Here is a 16,310-nt window from a genome sequence, read left to right as displayed (position 1 = left end):
GTCAGGCTTGTAGGATCAGGGCACAAGCACCATCTTACCTTTCACTTCCCGGTTCATTACCTTGGCCATGGCTTTCGTTGCTTGTTCTAAGGGTAATGCTTCATCTACGACCACCTTCACCTTACCTTGCACATACCAAGTTAAAAGCTCTTGCATATTTTCCGCAAAGCCTTTTGGATCGTGCTGAGTAAACGAGCCCCAAAATACGCCCATAACCGAATAGCCTTTTACCAGCGCTAAATTAACCGGGAATTTCGGGATCTCACCGCCAGCAAAGCCAACCACAAGTATACGACCTTCCCATGCCATACTGCGGCTGCAAGCGTGGAATGTGTCACCGCCAACGCATTCATAAACTACATCGACACCTTTGCCGCCTGTGACTTCTTTCAGCGTTTCTTTGAGATCTTTTTCTTTGTAGTTAATTAAAACGTCTGCGCCATACTCTTTAGCAAGCGCCAGCTTTTCTTCTGTTGAGCAAACTGCAATAACTTTAGCGCCCATAATCTTGCCTATTTGCACTGCTGCTAAGCCAGTACCACCCGCTGCGCCGGTTACAACCAGTGTTTCGCCTGGCTGCAGTTTTGCGCGCTGCTTTAACGCGTGATGTGCTGTCGCATGCGCAGTTACAAGAGCAGCCCCCTCATTAACATGGATGGGATCAGGTAACGGCATAACATGAGTGGCAGGGATCAGCGCTTTTTCTGCGTAACCACCTAAGTTAGACAACGCAATAACTCGTTGCCCTTCTTTTAAATGGCTTACGCCCTCACCTACTTCAGATATGGTGCCTGCCACTTCATTGCCAGGAATAAACGGGAAGTCTGGCTGCATTTGATACAGACCTTGCACCAATAGTCCGTCTGGAAAGTTCACCCCTGCGGCTTCAACATTTACGACTACATGCCCTTTTTTTACTTCTGGGTCTGCAACGTCTTTAAATTGAAGTTCTTCAAGTGGTCCAAAAGATTCGCATACAATTGCTTTCATACTGTCTCCAGTTGCTTTGTTCGACGAGCACGCTATTGATAGCATGACCTGTCATTAAATAGGTTATATGGCGTTTATTCGCTTTGGTGAATGGTTTGGTTCGCGATTTGCGCCAGAGGTCGCACCATTGCGCCTAATTGCATAGCCTTCTCGCTTGACGCATTGCCATCGTGTGCGCGTTTTACCACGCCTTGTAAAATAGCGGCTAAACGGAAAAAACTAAATGCGAGGTAAAACGTCCAATTGCTAATGGCATCAATACCTCTTCGCTCGCAATACGCATTGATATATTCTTGTTCACTTGGAATGCCTAACTGCTCTCTGTCTAAACCACCTAACCCAGCTGCGTGCGCAATGTCAGAGGGAAGGCGCAACTGCATACATTGGTAAGCCAAATCGGCATACGGATGCCCCAACGTTGATAATTCCCAATCAAGCACCGCGACTACTCTTGGGTTTTTAGGGTCAGACATATCAAACATCATATTGTCTAAACGAAAATCGCCATGGACCAACGAGACTTGACCATCATCTTTTGGCAGGTTGGCCTCAAGATACTGAATAAGACTTTCAATTTCTTCAACATGCTCAAGTTCTGACGCTCTATACTGCTTTGTCCACCTGCTTAGCTGACGTTCAAAGTAGCTGCCAGGCTTTCCATAATCGCGTAAGCCTGCGCTTTCAATATCTACACTGTGAAGCGCTGCAAGCACCCGGTTCATTTCATCATACATGGCACCGCGAATAGCAGAAGACGCTATTTCAGGCAGTGCACTATTCCAAAAAATGTCACCTTCAACATAGGCCATAATGTAAAACATGCTACCGATTATGCTGGCATCTTCACATAAATGGTACGCTTTGGGCACAGGCACTTCTGAGCCCTGCAACGCATTGATAACGCGAAATTCTCGGTCAACTGCATGGGCCGATTTCAGTAACTTACCCGGAGGTTGACGGCGTAACACGTAGACGCCGTTGTCCGTAGTAAGCTTAAACGTCGGGTTCGATTGCCCACCCGCAAATTTCTCAGCGCTTTTGACGTGCCCAATACTCGGGCACGCAGAAGATAAATACGAATTCAGCACTGCTAAATCTATGACATGTGGGGCTTTCGCATTGTCTTTAGACACATTCACTCCTTACCCGTAATTTTTTGTATTGTTTATTTACAACACTGACTTATTCAGCGACTGCTTTTTCAGCAATAAGATTACGACCTAACTGCATCATGTGAACCTGATCAGGGCCATCTGCCAGCTTGATAGTACGCGCATAAGCGTACATGGCAGACAATACGAAATCTTGGCTTGTACCTGCAGCGCCGTGCATCTGAATGGCTTGGTCGATAACGTTACAGGCCATAGTAGGTGCAACTATCTTGATAGCAGCGATAAGGTCGCGCGATACTTTGTTGCCATAGCGATCCATCTTATCAGCCGCTTTCAACGTAAGTAGACGCGCCTGTTCAATATCACAGTGCATCTGCGCAATGCTTTCTCTAACCGATTGCTGTTTTGACAACGGTTTGCCAAACGCCACTCGGCTTTCAACTCGTTCACAGGCCATATCGAGCGCGCGCTGTGCACAGCCAATAAGGCGCATACAATGGTGAATACGGCCCGGGCCTAAGCGCCCTTGTGCGATTTCAAAACCACGCCCTTCACCAAGCAGTAAGTTTTCTGCCGGTACACGTACGTTTTCAAACAAGACTTCAGCATGACCAATAGGCTCGTCGTAATAGCCCATTGCTGCCATTGGGCGAACAATAGTTACACCCATGGTGTCCATAGGAACTAAGATTTGAGACTGCTGCTGGTGACGAGGCGCATCGAAATCAGTTTTGCCCATTACAACCATAATCTTACAGTTTTCATTCATAGCACCGCTGGTGTACCACTTACGGCCGTTGATAACGTATTCATCACCATCGCGCTTAATGGAAGTTTCGATGTTAGTCGCGTCACTTGATGCCACTGCAGGCTCTGTCATAGCAAAGGCTGAGCGTATTTCCCCGTTTAAGAGAGGCTCTAACCACTGCTTTTTCTGACTCTCGTTACCGTATTTCGCCAGCACTTCCATATTGCCGGTATCTGGCGCACTACAGTTGAAGATTTCAGAGCTAAACAAAACTCTGCCCATTTCTTCACAAAGTGGTGCATACTCTGCGTTAGTCAAGCCCGCGCCATATGGCTTATATTCTTCAGGTAAAAATAGATTCCAAAGACCCGCTTCTTTTGCACGCTTTTTCAATGTATGCATCATTTCAGGCGTTTTCCAACGACCTTCGCCATTGTTGGCAGAGCCATTTTCTACGGCGTGAATGTATTCCTTTTCAATTGGATACACTTCTTCTTTCATAAACGCTTTTAGTTTTTCTAAAAGTGCTTGGGTCTTTTCATTATATTCAAAGTTCATAACTGCCCCATTTAGCTGTAGGTAATGGCGTGTAACCTGTCAATCACATCCAGGTGAGGTACGCTGTTGAAGTTATTAAGGTGAACGCCTCGCGCATTGGCAAAGCATTGAGAAAAACTGGCATTTCGGATCTGCAAATTCATATTCACAACGGTGGCCGCATCGTAGCCAAGAATGTGTTTGAGCATCATGGCAATTGCACCGCCAGAACTCACAACGAGAACACGCTTCGCATCTATACTTTGAAGGTGCGTGAGCATACTGTGAACTCTGTCTTCGAACTGACCCCATGTTTCATCAAGGAGTTCATGCGCCAATTCGTCTTGCGACCAGGCAAGCATTGCTTTTTTTAGCAATCGGTAATATTCAGAAGGCGAAGCACCTTCAGGTACTTTTGCTTCTGGGTAGCGTGTTAAATAGGAGGTAGCCACTGCCTGAAAATTGAATTCATTCAGTGCGCTATTCACTGTAACTTCAGGTAGCGTATAGTCTTCAGTAGCAATACCCGAGGCAATACCTTCTTTGGTTTCGTGATGCCTAACCATGTCGCCAGAGAAAACTGCATCAAATTCAACATTGCGATGCTTGAAATAGTCACCAAGCCAAATGGCCTGTTGCCCACCCAGTTCACTAAGTTTGTCATAGTTCGCTTTGCCAAAAGACGCTTGACCATGTCGCACTAAATAGATGTCTGTCATACCGCTGCCTGATGTTATTAATATGTTAACTTTCAACCAACATACTAAGGAAAACAGCGATATAAGTTTAATTGATATTTTGAATGAGTATGCATCATGTGAAACTATTCACTGCCAAACATCTGTTCGCTTTTTGCACGTTGCGAACAAAATTTGACATGATAGCTTCAAATGCGTGCAATATATGTTCATTAGATTGTATAGTGAAAAAGCACGACACGACGTCATAGGGAAGTTGGCGTATTTAAGATGTAAAGGACTGTACGTATTTGGACGCGACCTTGTCGTGATTAATTTTGTTTAAAGCCCACCGCTTTTGAAAAATAAAAAGAACCAAAATGAAGTCACTTACACACGCTTTGTCTTGTAATAGCTCAAGCATATCTACACCCCAAAACGCCATTACGCGTTGCCTATGTAGTTCGCCGTTTATTGCCTCTATTGTCTCGTCGACACTTGCTTTGGCTCCCCACGCTCACGCCGATGAGAATGCTCTATCTACTCCGCATAACAAAAAGGCGCTGGAACACATTGTTGTACAGGCGCAAAAGACCAGTCAAAACTTGCAAGATGTGCCCGTTGCGGTCACTGCGCTTTCAGGTCAAGACCTAGTTGAAACAGTTAGCCGAGATGTGTTTGACCTGCAAAACTACGTACCTGCTTTTGGCGCGTTTCAAAATCAAAGCGTAACAAATTCAGGGTTTTCAATACGCGGCATTGGCACGTCTTCACAAAACTTCGGCTTCGAGTCTTCGGTGGGTTTATACGTAGATGGTGTGTACCGTGCACGACAAAACGCGTTAATTAACGACTTAGTCGATATTGAATCTATTGAAGTGTTGCGTGGGCCACAGGGCACACTATTCGGAAAGAATACTGCCGCTGGCGCAATGACGTTAACTACGGTCGCACCTTCACACGACGAGCGCGACGGCTTTGCCGAAGCCATCATCGGCAATGATAACTTAGTTCGTTTAAGCGCTGGCTCGTCGTTTTCGCTTATCGACGATATTCTTGCCATGCGGGTTTCGGGTTTTAGCTCTAATAGCGACGGCTTCATTACCGATGAGCGCAGCGGGCAAACCCTAAATAACCGTAACCGTTCTGCGATAAAAGCACAGTTGCTTTACACTCCAACAGATGAAATTAGCGTGCGACTTATTGCTGATTACGGCGAGCTAGACGAACGATGCTGCGGCGCACTTACTTTTCAAAACAACATTCAGGCTAATGACATAGCGGGTAAATTCGGCACTGATGCGCTGCTGCTACAACCGCCGTTTAATGCAACTATTTACGGGCGCGATAACTTTTATGACTATAAAACCTCGCTGTCGCAAACTCCCCTTTCAAAAATGAAAGACAAAGGACTATCAGTTCAAGTAGATGTGGCATTAAACAAAGCATGGGATTTAGTGAGCATAAGCGCGTACCGCGCGTTTGACAGCTTAGATACGGTAGATACCGACTTTTCTGATGCGGACCTTCTTACTGCCACTAACGACGCCAAGCAGCAATCGTTTTCTCAAGAAATTAGATTACATTACACCAGTGAAGATGTGCGCGGTTTAATAGGTGTTTACTATTACAGCCAAAACTTAGATCTAACCTTTGATACTACCACGCAAGATGATTTTAGCGTGTTCTTTAATGCCGCCGCGCCCGATCTGCTGCCTTTGGCTAACGCCATCAACGAGCTATCTGCAGTTACATCAGGCTTTATTGCGCCTGCTGCAGCCCCCGCGCCGTCCGGTACTACTTTCGCGCACAGCGCCAATCAAGAGCAAGACAGTATTGCTTTATTCTCTCAGCTGGATTGGCTGTTAAACAGTGATTTCACCTTAACAACGGGCTTGCGCTATACCCGCGAAGAAAAGTCGATTGTCGGAGCCTACGATGAGCAAGGGCCTGGTATTGACGGACTAACTCAAGACCCAGCGCAATGGCCTAATGTAGGTCGTGCTGTAGTTGGGTTACAAAACATCGCTGCTGCGTTAGCGGCGGGACAAGCTCCTACAGCACAGTCCCTTAACGCTATCGCACCATTTCAACGAGCGGGCTGGGGATATTTTTTCTTGGGATCTGCAGCGGTTATGCCACGCCCTGACTTAAACGAAGAGCTTGATGATTCACAGTTAACCGGCACGGTAAAACTGGCTTATCACCCTAATGACAACACGCTAACCTACGCTAGTTTTGCGACTGGTTACAAAGCCGGCGGTACGAATACCGACAGAATCTTACCTTCGCTTAGCCCGCTTTTTGATGCTGAAAAATCGCGAAGTGCTGAAATAGGTATAAAACACGATTTTGAAGAATACGGCGTGCGCGTAAATGCTGCGGCGCACTATACACAAATTAGCGACTTTCAGGCGACGACCTTTACCGGAACGGGGTTCAACCTGCAAAATGCGGGCGATATCATAGTAAAAGGCATAGAGCTTGAAGCCACATGGCTAATGACAGAAAGCACCGAATTACATGCAGTTGCGTCGCGCACATTGGCGAATTTTGATGAGTTTAAACGCGGTACCTGTTGGGTAGCATACACGTGGCACACGGGCATTGACGACCCGGGCCGTGTGGAGCCAAACGACCCGTTCTGTTCAAGAGACGGTGACCGCGTAGGCTTCGAGCCTCAGAACTCACTGTCTCTTATGCTGAATCATTATTTCGAAGTTGGGAATTATCCTGCCTCCGCCAGTATTGACTACCAATACACGGGCGACGTATTTCTTGATGATGCGAACGACCCGTACAAATACGCTGACGACTTTTCATTATTTAACGTTCGCGTAAGTTTCACTATCCCACAATGGGATAGCGAAATTATTGCGTGGTCGCGCAACGTTTTCGATGAAGAGTACGTTGCACGAAGTGGCTTTGATGTACCCGTACAAACCGGAAAGATCATGGCCTACCCAGGCGCGCCTAGAAGCTTTGGCGTTACCTTCAGAAAGTCTTTCTAACGCTTTAAATGTGTAGGTTTGGTATGAAACACCGCATGGCACTGAGCAATAACAGACAGCGCTATATGCTCTGGTAGCTCACCACCAATGTCGAAACCAGCGGGGCTTGCAAAATACTGAGTAAAGTTGGTATCGCCAAGCCCGGCTAAATCCATAATTTCCTGCTTACGGTGCAGTGGCCCGAGCATTGCCGTATAGGTTAACGATTGCTTGCTAAGCACCTGCAGCGCCTTTGCATCAATTTCTCGATGATGGGACATAAGCACCGCCGCTTGAATGTTATGTTCGCCCATATGAAGACGTAAACCTTCGGTTGATGGATCCTCAATGAGATAATTTACCTCGGGAAAATGTTCAAGTCTTGCTTGTGCAGGCCTTGGATCCCAAAGACTTACTAAATAGCCCTGCAAACTAGCAAGCTTGGTCATAAAGGTAGCGTCGTACCCACCTCCAACAACAAGTAGGTGGATAGGCGGCAGCATCAAAACCGACAACATGCGCTTGCCATCAACGGTGTCTAGCACAGCTTTTCTAGGTTTAGCAGAATGGTCTTCCAATTCCGTGCAATCACCCAAAGTACCGTCTACAGCGCAGCGCCACTCACACGCTTTTCCGTTTGATAAGCTTTTGCTAACCACATCCAACGATAAATACTGGTTACTCTCGTTAACTGGTACAAGTGCTAAGTGCACCACACCGCCGCATCCAACACCAAGTTTAAACGCGATGTCTTCTTCATCTTCGTCATCGTAAACCGCGGTACGACTAACGCCGTCGGCCATTACTCGCTGGGCTTTTTTAACGATGTCACTTTCTAAGCAGCCGCCGCTTAATATACCTAGCTGATGCCCTGCATCACTAAACAACATCATGGCGCCTGCTTTGCGGTAGCATGAGCCTTCGGTTTTAAAAATAAAACCTAACACCCACTTATGCTTGTTTTTAAGTGGAAGCCACTGGGCCAACAAATGGTTAACGTGATTACTCATAACTACCTCTACACCCGTTTAACCTGCTTATTGCTGTGATGCCGCTTGGGAAATAAATGCAGCCAATGTTGCTGGCTCTTGTGCCCCGGCTACGCCCTGATTACCAATGACAAAAGTAGGTACACTCTGAATACCACGCTGCATCCAAATAGTTTCCTCCTCACGCACTGCTTGCGCGTATTTTTCACTTTTAAGCGCTTGTTCAGCTTCAGACTTATCAAGGCCAATAGTTTGTGCCAACGTTACTAGAACACCTAGATCATTAATGTTTTTACCGTCTGTGAAGTAGGCTTTAAATAAGGCCAGCTTCATTTCTTCTTCAAGACCGTTTTCTGCAGCAAAGTGAATAAGTTGGTGAGCCTTAAACGTGTTCTGCATGCGAGAGTCGTCAGTAAAGTTAAACGAAAAGCCTAATTGCTCGCCCGCTTCTACTAACCGCGCTCTGTTCTGCGCGCTTTGCTGTTCACTAATGCCGTACTTTTCCATTATGTGCTCGCGAAGGTTTTGCCCTTCTTCTGGCATATTGGGGTTTAGCTCGAACGGGTGAAACTTAATATCCACTTCAATGTTATCAAGGGTTTTAATGGCTTCTTGCAAACGCTGGTACCCAACAATACACCATGGACATGCTACGTCAGAAACCATATTAACTGTTACACTCTGCATACCGCTCGCACTTTGTACACCTTGCTCATTTGCTGCCATGATAGGCCTCGCTTTTTTTTTGAATTCATGAAGATTTAAGGGCTTAGATAAGGTTACAAAAAGAAACTTCAACCCCACACTGCGATTATTTCGTCGCAGTTACATCAGTTTTTGCTGTGACTTTTTTTGTCGTGCCCATTGTGGTGCTGTAAAGCGTGGAAAGTTTTTCAAGGGCTGAGTGTGCCCATATTTCATAGCCTTTCGTGGAGGGATGAAAGCCATCTTCTGCCATCAAACCACTTTGCTGAATATCCGTCATAGATCCGCTCACATTAAGTGCACTAACATATAATACGTCTGCGTTAGCCCGGGCTGTTACGCTATCAGCCAAAGCTTGGTTTAGTAGCCACGCGCGGTAACCTAATAGTGCGCGCAAAGGTTGCGGAAGCGCAGGGAAGCAATGAATTGGCGGTAGCGCAGTAAACAATATTGTTTCGCACCCAAATTTATCTGACAGTAGCGTACTCATAGCATCGATGTTTTGTCGCCACCGTTTCAACGGTACAAATTTGGTCACGTCGTTAACACCAATAGAGACTAGCACCGACGAAAAGTGCTCGGCAGGCATTTCATGGAGAAGATTGAGCACATCTTCACTTTTAAAACCTGTTTTAGCATTCAACGTCACTCGCGTTGGCCCATGCTTAACAAGGTTTGAGTACAGCAGACCTGGGAGTGCCCCCATTTGCGTCGTTGCACCAACACCAGCGGCAGCAGAATCGCCTATAACCAAAACGTTATTAGTTAGCAGCAATTTACTATCGGCTGAGGCTAATACCCGCTCGCCGTCAGGCTCTGGCAGTACAGCTGTCTTTTTCCTCACCCACAATGCTTGAAGCAAAATGACTGGAAGAAGTAAAACAATTATCAGGTTTAATACCAAAACCTTGAAGTAGATCAAATCAGCCTCCTAAGCAATCCATTAAGCTTTAACCATCGAATTGAATTCGCGCCTAGATATCTACATATAAGTGCAGAGCCAATATGACAATAATTGCCGTACAACAACGTCCTGTATCAATCATTACCAAATATGCGTTGAATGCTCCTCGCTATACCTCTTACCCTACTGCACTTAAATTTGAACCGCTACAAGATGACATACTTCCACAAGCACTTGCAGTGTCAAAAGCGCCGGCAGTAAGTCTCTACATGCACATTCCATTTTGCAAAACGCTGTGCTACTACTGTGGCTGCAATAAAATGGTGACGCGTCACAATGAAAAAGCGGACGAATATTTAGATTACATAGAAAAAGAAATCCTGTCTAAGCGTTATTTAACTGACGGCAGGCGTGCAGTTTCTCTGCACTTGGGTGGCGGTTCACCCAGTTTTTTGAGCGAGACTCAGCATACTTATTTAATGTACCTGCTTAAGAAACACTTTACCTTTGAAGCAGGTGCTGAACTGTCAATTGAGTTAGATCCCAGAAATATCGATAAACACTATCTTCAAAACTTAAAATGTCTCGGCTACACACGCATTAGCTTTGGTTTACAAGATACTGATTACAATGTTCAGAAAACCATAAATCGTGTACAAAGCACGTCTCACATTGCCGATTTAGTATTCGAGGCTCGGTCGCTGGGTTTCGACTCAGTTAACTTAGATCTAATTTATGGTTTACCAAATCAGTCAATTGAAACGTTCTCATCAACCATCGCCGCGACAAAAGCCATGATGCCAGATCGTATTTCGCTTTTTAGCTATGCACACCTTCCCGAGAGGTTCGCAGCGCAGCGTAAATTTGCTGAAGAAACACTGCCAAGTAGTGAAGAAAAAGCGGCGCTTTACAAGCTTGCCGTTAACAGCTTTACAAACATAGGTTATGAAATGATTGGTCTTGATCATTTTGCCTTAAGCAAAGACTCACTGGCTATTGCGAAAAATAAAGGCGATCTTCACCGCAACTTTCAAGGCTATACTTTACGTGGAGACACCGACCTTATAGGCTTCGGCGTATCAGCCATTAGCACCGTAGGTAATGCCTTTGCGCAAAATGCTAAGGAGCTAAAAGAATATTACAGTCGGTTAGACAACCACCAGCCCAATGCGAAGGTTGGGCTGTCATTAAGTGCCGACGACCTGATTCGCAGAGACGTGATTTCTAGCTTAATGTGCAATTTAGCGGTAGACAAGCAAGCAATTGCCGACAAGCACCACATCACTTTTGATGAATACTTTGCTTCAGCCTTAAACAACCTTGAAGAACTTAAAGAAGACGGGCTTATCGAAATGACATCTCGGTATATTCGAGTGCCAGAGTCTGCTCGCATTTACATTCGGGCTATTTGTGCGCGTTTCGACGCTTATTTGAACGCAAGTGAAATACTCAGTAGCTACTCCAAAGCCATTTAAACCTAGGGCAATTTAAACCGCGCAATCACTTGCATCCCTACATCAAGCTTAAGACGCGATAGAGAGATACAGCTAATGCTGGCATAAAGGGTTTGGTTACTGCCTAGTACATCAAGTTTTAACAACACTTTCGCGCTGTTTACGGTCGCTAGCTTTTTAGAAGTTAGCTTTGTATCTGCGAGTTTTGTATCGGCGTTATTTTCAGGCTCGTTCAGGAGACTGAGTGGATTCGCCACGGGTTCGATGCTAGATATAACACATGGCAGCGCATTTAAAATACTGATTGTGCTGGCATTGCCAAAGTCAGCAATATTGGTATCGATACTTACATCACAAGCTTTAACTGCAAAACGAACAAAAACTTGCTCACCGCTTTGCTGAGGCAAATAGGACACTGATTCTGCAGTGACGAATATCTCGTGCCCCGCTACCTCAACGCGCTCAATTCCGTTTTCCGACTGGCACTGCTCATTGCCTTGTAAGGTTAGAACATTTTGATCTTGTTGCGTTTGGCTACCGTGTTTGTAGCTGACAACGGCGCTTTGTGACTGGTTGCTGTCGTGTGCTCCGCTTTGCGCAGTAACTTTAAATCCCTCAAGTACGCTAGACGGTGTCGCAAATCCTTCTTTTTCGAATACTTGAGTCAATACATCGCGCGTTTTTCCACAAAGCTCGGTACGGCCTTGGTCAATAAAAACCAACTCATCGCTGAACAAGGCAAGGTCATCTAAATCGTGAGAGATTACAAGGCAGGTGAGCTTCCCCGACACACACAAATTGTTCAAAAACTGGTAAATTTTGCGACGGGTGAAGATATCAATTGCGCTTAACGATTCATCTAGCAATAACACATCTGGCCCATTGACCAACGCCCGTGCAATCGCGACCCGCTGCGCTTCACCACCAGAAAGCGCTTGAACTGGCTTATCGATTAAATGTTCGCAATAACAGCCGCGCAAACACGCATCGATAGACATTGCATTAGGGCTTGCGTGACGCTGCGCAAGGGCTAAATTACCGCGCACATCGGTATGGGGAAATAGCATGGGCTGCTGAAAAACGATGCCGACCTTTTGAGAGGTCCACGGCGTTTGCACACTTGCGCTTTTTTCTACGCCAGCTAGGGCGCGAAACAAGCTGCTTTTTCCCGCACCTGATGGACCGGTAATCCCAATGAATCGGCTTTGTGGCTGCAATGAGATTTGTGCGTTAATGCGATTTGGTAGTAGCGCAGATATTTGCATGTTAACGCGCCTCATCACTTTGTGTGATACCGTTAAAGCGATAGAGCGCCGCGAGCATCACGAATGAAAAAACCAGAAGGGCCAACGCAAGGTTGTGTGCACTGTTATATTCCAACGCTTCTACCTGTTCATATAGCGCGATAGACAGCACCTGAGTTTCTCCAGGAATATTGCCTCCTATCATTAGTACTACGCCAAACTCGCCTATGGTATGGGCAAAGCTTAAGCCTAATGCCACTACAATGGGCGCTTTGCTTAAAGGCAGTACTATTTTTATAAAAGCTTCGGTGGCCGAAAAACCCAGCGTTTTTGCTACATCCAAATAACGATTATCTAATTGCGAAAAGCCGCTGTACAAAGGCTGTAGAGCAAAAGGAAGGGAGTAGATGACAGACCCCAATACTAAACCTTCAAAGCTAAATGCTAAATTGCTCCCGGTTAGGCTTTGCCATCCCTGCCCCAACGCACTTTGCGGCGAAAAAGCAATAAGCAAATAAAAACCCAGCACAGTTGGCGGTAACACCAAAGGCAACGCGAGTATCGACATCACCAAAGGCTTAGCTTTGCTCTGCCATTTCGCTAAAAACCACGCTAGCGGCAATGCGATTAACAACAGCAAACCACTGGTTATAAAGGCCAGTTTTAAGGTGAGTAATATGGCTTCAAGTGTCGATGCCCCGAAGAATTCTGTGAGCATACTTAGTTACCTACGCCCGATGCAATGGTAGGTTCATAGCCCCATTCAATTAAGCTGTGCTGCACCCCTTGCGACATTAAATACTGTACGAACAGGCTGGGTGATGACACTCCATTAGCGTCACTCAAACGAAATGCTCTGGTTGGCTCAACGTTGTCGTTGTGAATAGGCTCATCAACTGGCGCTGCCGCATTTTTAATTGGAAGTGGTTCGAACAGATTCGGAGATAATGTAGCTACCGTTTTACTATTAACCACCAACGACTGAATGATGGGTTGATACAAGGTTTCAGGTACTGGGACGATAACCGTAACAGCATCGGCGCTTTTGGTATTCACAACACTGTTAAAATTAGAAGGCAAATTAGAGGATAAGTCTGCGGGCAAATCTAAGGCCAATGAGTACGCAACGAACGCCCCTTTCACGCTGCCGGTGGTATAAAACTGCAAGGTTTGTAGCACGTTTTTACCCATCACTCTGTGAGGTAAAAACTGTTGCCATAAGGATAAGTTTTGCAACGTCTGTTGCGCAGCATCACCATAGGGGGCCAGTTTAGGATTTGCGATAGCTACCTTGTTTTGTGGATTTTCCATTAATTGTACAAGCTGCTTCGACAAGCAATCGGTAAGCTGAACGTTTATTTGTGCAGTGACGTCTCCAGTAGATGAGCGCGCGATTTGCTCGCAATTCCTTTTACCGGATGTTTCATGTGATGCCTCACTTGATAAGTCGCCAGCATAGACAAACGCAAGCTTGCCTTTAGCGTAATCCACCAGATTGCCGTGGTGAACTACGTTGTTATCAACCAACGCTTGCGGCCGAGCGCGATCTGCAGATAGAAAAACGTCGAAGCTAGCACCATGTTGAATTTGCGCATACAAAGTACCGCTAGAAGATACCGTTACCGCGACTTCTATGCCGGTTAGCTCAGTAAACTGCTCGGCAATACTCTTTAGCGGTTTTGCAAAGTTTGCCGCAACGGCTACGTTAATTTTTTCGTCGCGCTTGAAATTTACTGACTGGTTTTGTTTTTCGGCACTAATAACGCTCCCTTCATTTACATTATTATTTGCCGCTTCAAAACTGCTTGCATGTGCCACAGAACTTGAAAAAGCTGTAACGCCTAGGGCTACACTTGCACTTACCAAAATAAGCATGGCCAAGTTAACAAAGCTTGAAAGTCGCATTGCTAAAGAACAAACCATTACTTTTTGCGCATCCACTTAAGTGCCGCTTTATCGTCAGATGCTTTTGCCGCAACCCATTCAGATTTATCGCCCTTAAATTCTTTTTTCCAAAGCGGTACCGACTGTTTAAGCATGTCCATTAAGTAGCAGGCAGCGTCAAACGCCGCCTGGCGGTGGGGAGCGGCGGCACCTACCCATACAATTTGTTCGTTGTTGTGTATGCGCCCTACTCTGTGCAGTGCGCCAGCACTGTTAAGTGAAAAGCGTTCGCTCGCTTGTTCAACCAGAAGCATTAACGCTTTTTCAGTCATGCCCGGGTAATGCTCTAATTCGATGCCGTCTATATCGCCAGCGTTATTAAAGTCTCGCACTAGCCCAGTAAAAGTAACAATCGCGCCGGTGTTGCCGCAGGCCTTCTCATCTGCCGACTGCTTTAGCCTAGCGTACAGCTCGCCTTGGTCGAAATCTTCAACTTGAACTAGCGCGAACATAGCTAGCCCCCTGTCACAGGTGGAAATAGCGCCAGCTCATCGCCGTCGCTAAGTACTGTTTGGAGATCGCAAAGCTCTTGATTACAGGCAGTAAGCACACTGCCCTCTAGGGCTAATGCCCACTTGTCACTACGCGTTTTAAGCTGCGATATCACGGTCTCAATAGTGCTGCTCTCGCTTATATGGAGCGCGATATTGTCCTCTCCAGTAATCTCTCGGGTTTGTGCGAATGTTTTTACCGTTACCTGCATGCTTTGCCTGTTATCTACGTTGTTAAGGTTGCTTTGTGCGCGCTAATTAATCTTTCCAAGCCTCGGAAATACGTTGAGCCTAAAATGCGTTGCTTTTTGAGTGCGTGTACGCTTTATGCACGTCATTGTCTAGCTCACTGGCCTTTCACTGGCCTTTGTGAAAACTAGGTGTCGGACCGCCAGTGGCCTGTCTTACCGCCTTTTTTCTCCAGTACCCGCACCCCTTCCATATGCATGCCAGGGTCGATGGCTTTGCACATATCAAACAAGGTTAATAGCGCCACATTTACACCCGTGAGCGCTTCCATTTCAACGCCGGTTTTACCGCTTAGCTTACAATAGCAGATGGCTTGAATTCGGTTTTGGTCGGCCTGAATGTCAAAGTTTATATCCACCTTTGACAATGCCAATGGGTGACAAAGAGGAATAAGATCGGCGCAGCGTTTCGCCCCTTGAATACCCGCTACACGGGCAACTGCAAATACATCACCTTTTGCAATTTTTGATTCAGAGATTTGGCGAATAACGTCTTCGCTTACGTATAAAAAACCTTCTGCTGTGGCTTCTCGCTTGGTAACGTCTTTGTCGCTAACGTCGACCATATTGGCTTCACCGCCAGCGTTTAAATGGCTAAAGGTACTCATGCTTCTACCAAATGCTTCACAAAGTTACACGGTCTAAAGTCGGCATCAAGTTGGCTAGAAATAATTTTTTCCCACGCCGTACGACACGCGCCTGTTGAACCTGGCAGGCAGAAAATAACCGTATTATTAGCAAAGCCCGCTACTGCGCGAGACTGAATGGTTGATGTACCAATCTCTTCATAGCTAATTTGGCGAAATAGCTCGCCAAAGCCGTCAACTTCTTTGTCGAACAATACACTGATGGCCTCTGGCGTTGAGTCGCGGTGGGTGAAACCTGTACCACCGGTAATTAATACGGCGTGAATGTTTTTATCGGCAATCCACTTCGACACCACGGCGCGCTGTTGATAAATATCGTCTTTCACCAAGTCGCGATCATAAAGGTTATGGCCAACCGAGGTAAGCGCCTCTTTCAAGTAGTCTCCCGACTTGTCGTTTTCGAGGGTGCGCGTATCTGAAATAGTGAGTACGGCAATATTAAGGGGTTGGCTGACAACTGACATATGAAATCCTAATTTGATATGCGACATTTTGGCGGTTTTTGATAAAGTACCAGCCAAAATACTATTTGGTAATCACTTTATAAGGGTGCATGCCATGAATTCAACAACTAAGTTGGCATAAACTATGTCTAAAAGCCTAACTAATCAGCAGGCTATGCGTTATAAC

The 16,310-nt window shown here is 46.0% G+C and carries 16 protein-coding genes; 2 read left to right on the top strand and 14 right to left on the bottom strand.

Annotated features, from left to right (window positions below; translation table 11 throughout):
• Positions 1-15: 15 nt before the first annotated feature.
• The 4 genes from BIZ39_RS08340 to BIZ39_RS08325 form a co-directional block, all read right to left on the bottom strand.
• Complete coding sequence (locus tag BIZ39_RS08340; protein ID WP_187446794.1) at positions 16-990, bottom strand: NADPH:quinone oxidoreductase family protein; 975 nt, start codon at positions 988-990, stop codon at positions 16-18.
• A 74-nt stretch (positions 991-1,064) separates the two neighbouring features.
• The gene (locus tag BIZ39_RS08335; RefSeq protein ID WP_053103816.1) at positions 1,065-2,123 is read right to left on the bottom strand and encodes a phosphotransferase family protein; all 1,059 of its coding nucleotides are present in this window, start codon (positions 2,121-2,123) and stop codon (positions 1,065-1,067) included.
• Between the two features lie 49 nt (positions 2,124-2,172).
• Positions 2,173-3,408, bottom strand: coding sequence for an acyl-CoA dehydrogenase family protein (locus tag BIZ39_RS08330; RefSeq protein WP_187446793.1), 1,236 nt, complete (start codon positions 3,406-3,408; stop codon positions 2,173-2,175).
• Positions 3,409-3,419: 11 nt separating this feature from the next.
• Positions 3,420-4,106, bottom strand: a complete 687-nt coding sequence (locus tag BIZ39_RS08325; RefSeq protein ID WP_171338293.1) for a histidine phosphatase family protein — start codon at positions 4,104-4,106, stop codon at positions 3,420-3,422.
• Positions 4,107-4,444: 338 nt separating this feature from the next.
• On the opposite strand from BIZ39_RS08325, the gene BIZ39_RS08320 reads away from it, so the two are divergent.
• Positions 4,445-7,075, top strand: a complete 2,631-nt coding sequence (locus tag BIZ39_RS08320) for a TonB-dependent receptor (RefSeq protein ID WP_187446792.1) — start codon at positions 4,445-4,447, stop codon at positions 7,073-7,075.
• Here the strand turns inward: BIZ39_RS08320 and BIZ39_RS08315 are convergent.
• From BIZ39_RS08315 to BIZ39_RS08305, 3 genes are all read right to left on the bottom strand, one after another.
• A complete protein-coding gene (locus BIZ39_RS08315) occupies positions 7,072-8,064 on the bottom strand; it encodes an XdhC family protein (RefSeq protein WP_069944466.1) in 993 nt (330 codons plus the stop codon). The two genes, BIZ39_RS08320 and BIZ39_RS08315, sit on opposite strands and share 4 nt — an antisense overlap.
• 27 nt (positions 8,065-8,091) lie before the next feature.
• Positions 8,092-8,769: a DsbA family oxidoreductase gene (locus BIZ39_RS08310; RefSeq protein ID WP_187446791.1), complete on the bottom strand. Its 678-nt coding sequence runs from the start codon at positions 8,767-8,769 to the stop codon at positions 8,092-8,094.
• A gap of 85 nt (positions 8,770-8,854) precedes the next feature.
• Positions 8,855-9,670 (bottom strand): SGNH/GDSL hydrolase family protein, encoded by an 816-nt coding sequence (locus tag BIZ39_RS08305; protein WP_187446790.1) that lies wholly within the window; start codon positions 9,668-9,670, stop codon positions 8,855-8,857.
• An 83-nt stretch (positions 9,671-9,753) separates the two neighbouring features.
• On the opposite strand from BIZ39_RS08305, the gene hemN reads away from it, so the two are divergent.
• Positions 9,754-11,127 carry an oxygen-independent coproporphyrinogen III oxidase gene (gene hemN, locus BIZ39_RS08300; protein WP_187446789.1) on the top strand — a complete coding sequence of 458 codons (1,374 nt, stop codon included), beginning with the start codon at positions 9,754-9,756 and terminating at the stop codon, positions 11,125-11,127.
• Positions 11,128-11,129: 2 nt separating this feature from the next.
• On the opposite strand, the gene BIZ39_RS08295 is transcribed toward hemN, so the two are convergent.
• From BIZ39_RS08295 to moaB, 7 genes are all read right to left on the bottom strand, one after another.
• A complete protein-coding gene (locus tag BIZ39_RS08295) occupies positions 11,130-12,371 on the bottom strand; it encodes an ATP-binding cassette domain-containing protein (protein WP_187446788.1) in 1,242 nt (413 codons plus the stop codon).
• Position 12,372: 1 nt separating this feature from the next.
• Positions 12,373-13,068, bottom strand: coding sequence for a molybdate ABC transporter permease subunit (gene modB / locus BIZ39_RS08290; protein WP_187446787.1), 696 nt, complete (start codon positions 13,066-13,068; stop codon positions 12,373-12,375).
• Between the two features lie 2 nt (positions 13,069-13,070).
• On the bottom strand, positions 13,071-14,291 hold the full coding sequence (gene modA, locus BIZ39_RS08285) for a molybdate ABC transporter substrate-binding protein (protein ID WP_187446786.1): 1,221 nt from the start codon (positions 14,289-14,291) through the stop codon (positions 13,071-13,073).
• A complete protein-coding gene (locus BIZ39_RS08280) occupies positions 14,273-14,746 on the bottom strand; it encodes a molybdenum cofactor biosynthesis protein MoaE (protein WP_014949772.1) in 474 nt (157 codons plus the stop codon). Before BIZ39_RS08280 ends, modA begins: the two co-directional genes overlap by 19 nt.
• Positions 14,747-14,748: 2 nt before the next feature.
• Complete coding sequence (locus BIZ39_RS08275; RefSeq protein ID WP_061095255.1) at positions 14,749-14,997, bottom strand: MoaD/ThiS family protein; 249 nt, start codon at positions 14,995-14,997, stop codon at positions 14,749-14,751.
• A gap of 164 nt (positions 14,998-15,161) precedes the next feature.
• Positions 15,162-15,641 (bottom strand): cyclic pyranopterin monophosphate synthase MoaC, encoded by a 480-nt coding sequence (gene moaC, locus BIZ39_RS08270; protein ID WP_187446785.1) that lies wholly within the window; start codon positions 15,639-15,641, stop codon positions 15,162-15,164.
• Entirely contained in the window at positions 15,638-16,144 is a 507-nt protein-coding gene (gene moaB / locus BIZ39_RS08265; RefSeq protein WP_014949775.1) for a molybdenum cofactor biosynthesis protein B, read from the bottom strand. The genes moaC and moaB overlap by 4 nt, the downstream gene beginning before the upstream one ends.
• Positions 16,145-16,310 lie beyond the last annotated feature (166 nt).

This window comes from Alteromonas sp. BZK5, from assembly GCF_014349115.1.
Classification (GTDB): Bacteria; Pseudomonadota; Gammaproteobacteria; order Enterobacterales; family Alteromonadaceae; genus Alteromonas; species Alteromonas macleodii.
This window is presented reverse-complemented; position numbering and strand designations above follow the sequence as displayed.

Excerpts from the sequence above, each read along its gene's own strand:
- BIZ39_RS08280 (WP_014949772.1), bottom strand. The coding sequence starts at position 14,746 with ATGTTCGCGCTAGTTCAAGTTGAAGATTTCGACCAAGGCGAGCTGTAC.
- BIZ39_RS08315 (WP_069944466.1), bottom strand. The coding sequence starts at position 8,064 with ATGAGTAATCACGTTAACCATTTGTTGGCCCAGTGGCTTCCACTTAAA.
- moaC (WP_187446785.1), bottom strand. The coding sequence starts at position 15,641 with ATGAGTACCTTTAGCCATTTAAACGCTGGCGGTGAAGCCAATATGGTC.
- hemN (WP_187446789.1), top strand. The coding sequence starts at position 9,754 with ATGACAATAATTGCCGTACAACAACGTCCTGTATCAATCATTACCAAA.
- BIZ39_RS08330 (WP_187446793.1), bottom strand. The coding sequence starts at position 3,408 with ATGAACTTTGAATATAATGAAAAGACCCAAGCACTTTTAGAAAAACTA.
- BIZ39_RS08325 (WP_171338293.1), bottom strand. The coding sequence starts at position 4,106 with ATGACAGACATCTATTTAGTGCGACATGGTCAAGCGTCTTTTGGCAAA.
- BIZ39_RS08310 (WP_187446791.1), bottom strand. The coding sequence starts at position 8,769 with ATGGCAGCAAATGAGCAAGGTGTACAAAGTGCGAGCGGTATGCAGAGT.
- BIZ39_RS08320 (WP_187446792.1), top strand. The coding sequence starts at position 4,445 with ATGAAGTCACTTACACACGCTTTGTCTTGTAATAGCTCAAGCATATCT.
- BIZ39_RS08295 (WP_187446788.1), bottom strand. The coding sequence starts at position 12,371 with ATGCAAATATCTGCGCTACTACCAAATCGCATTAACGCACAAATCTCA.
- moaB (WP_014949775.1), bottom strand. The coding sequence starts at position 16,144 with ATGTCAGTTGTCAGCCAACCCCTTAATATTGCCGTACTCACTATTTCA.
- modB (WP_187446787.1), bottom strand. The coding sequence starts at position 13,068 with ATGCTCACAGAATTCTTCGGGGCATCGACACTTGAAGCCATATTACTC.
- BIZ39_RS08275 (WP_061095255.1), bottom strand. The coding sequence starts at position 14,997 with ATGCAGGTAACGGTAAAAACATTCGCACAAACCCGAGAGATTACTGGA.
- BIZ39_RS08340 (WP_187446794.1), bottom strand. The coding sequence starts at position 990 with ATGAAAGCAATTGTATGCGAATCTTTTGGACCACTTGAAGAACTTCAA.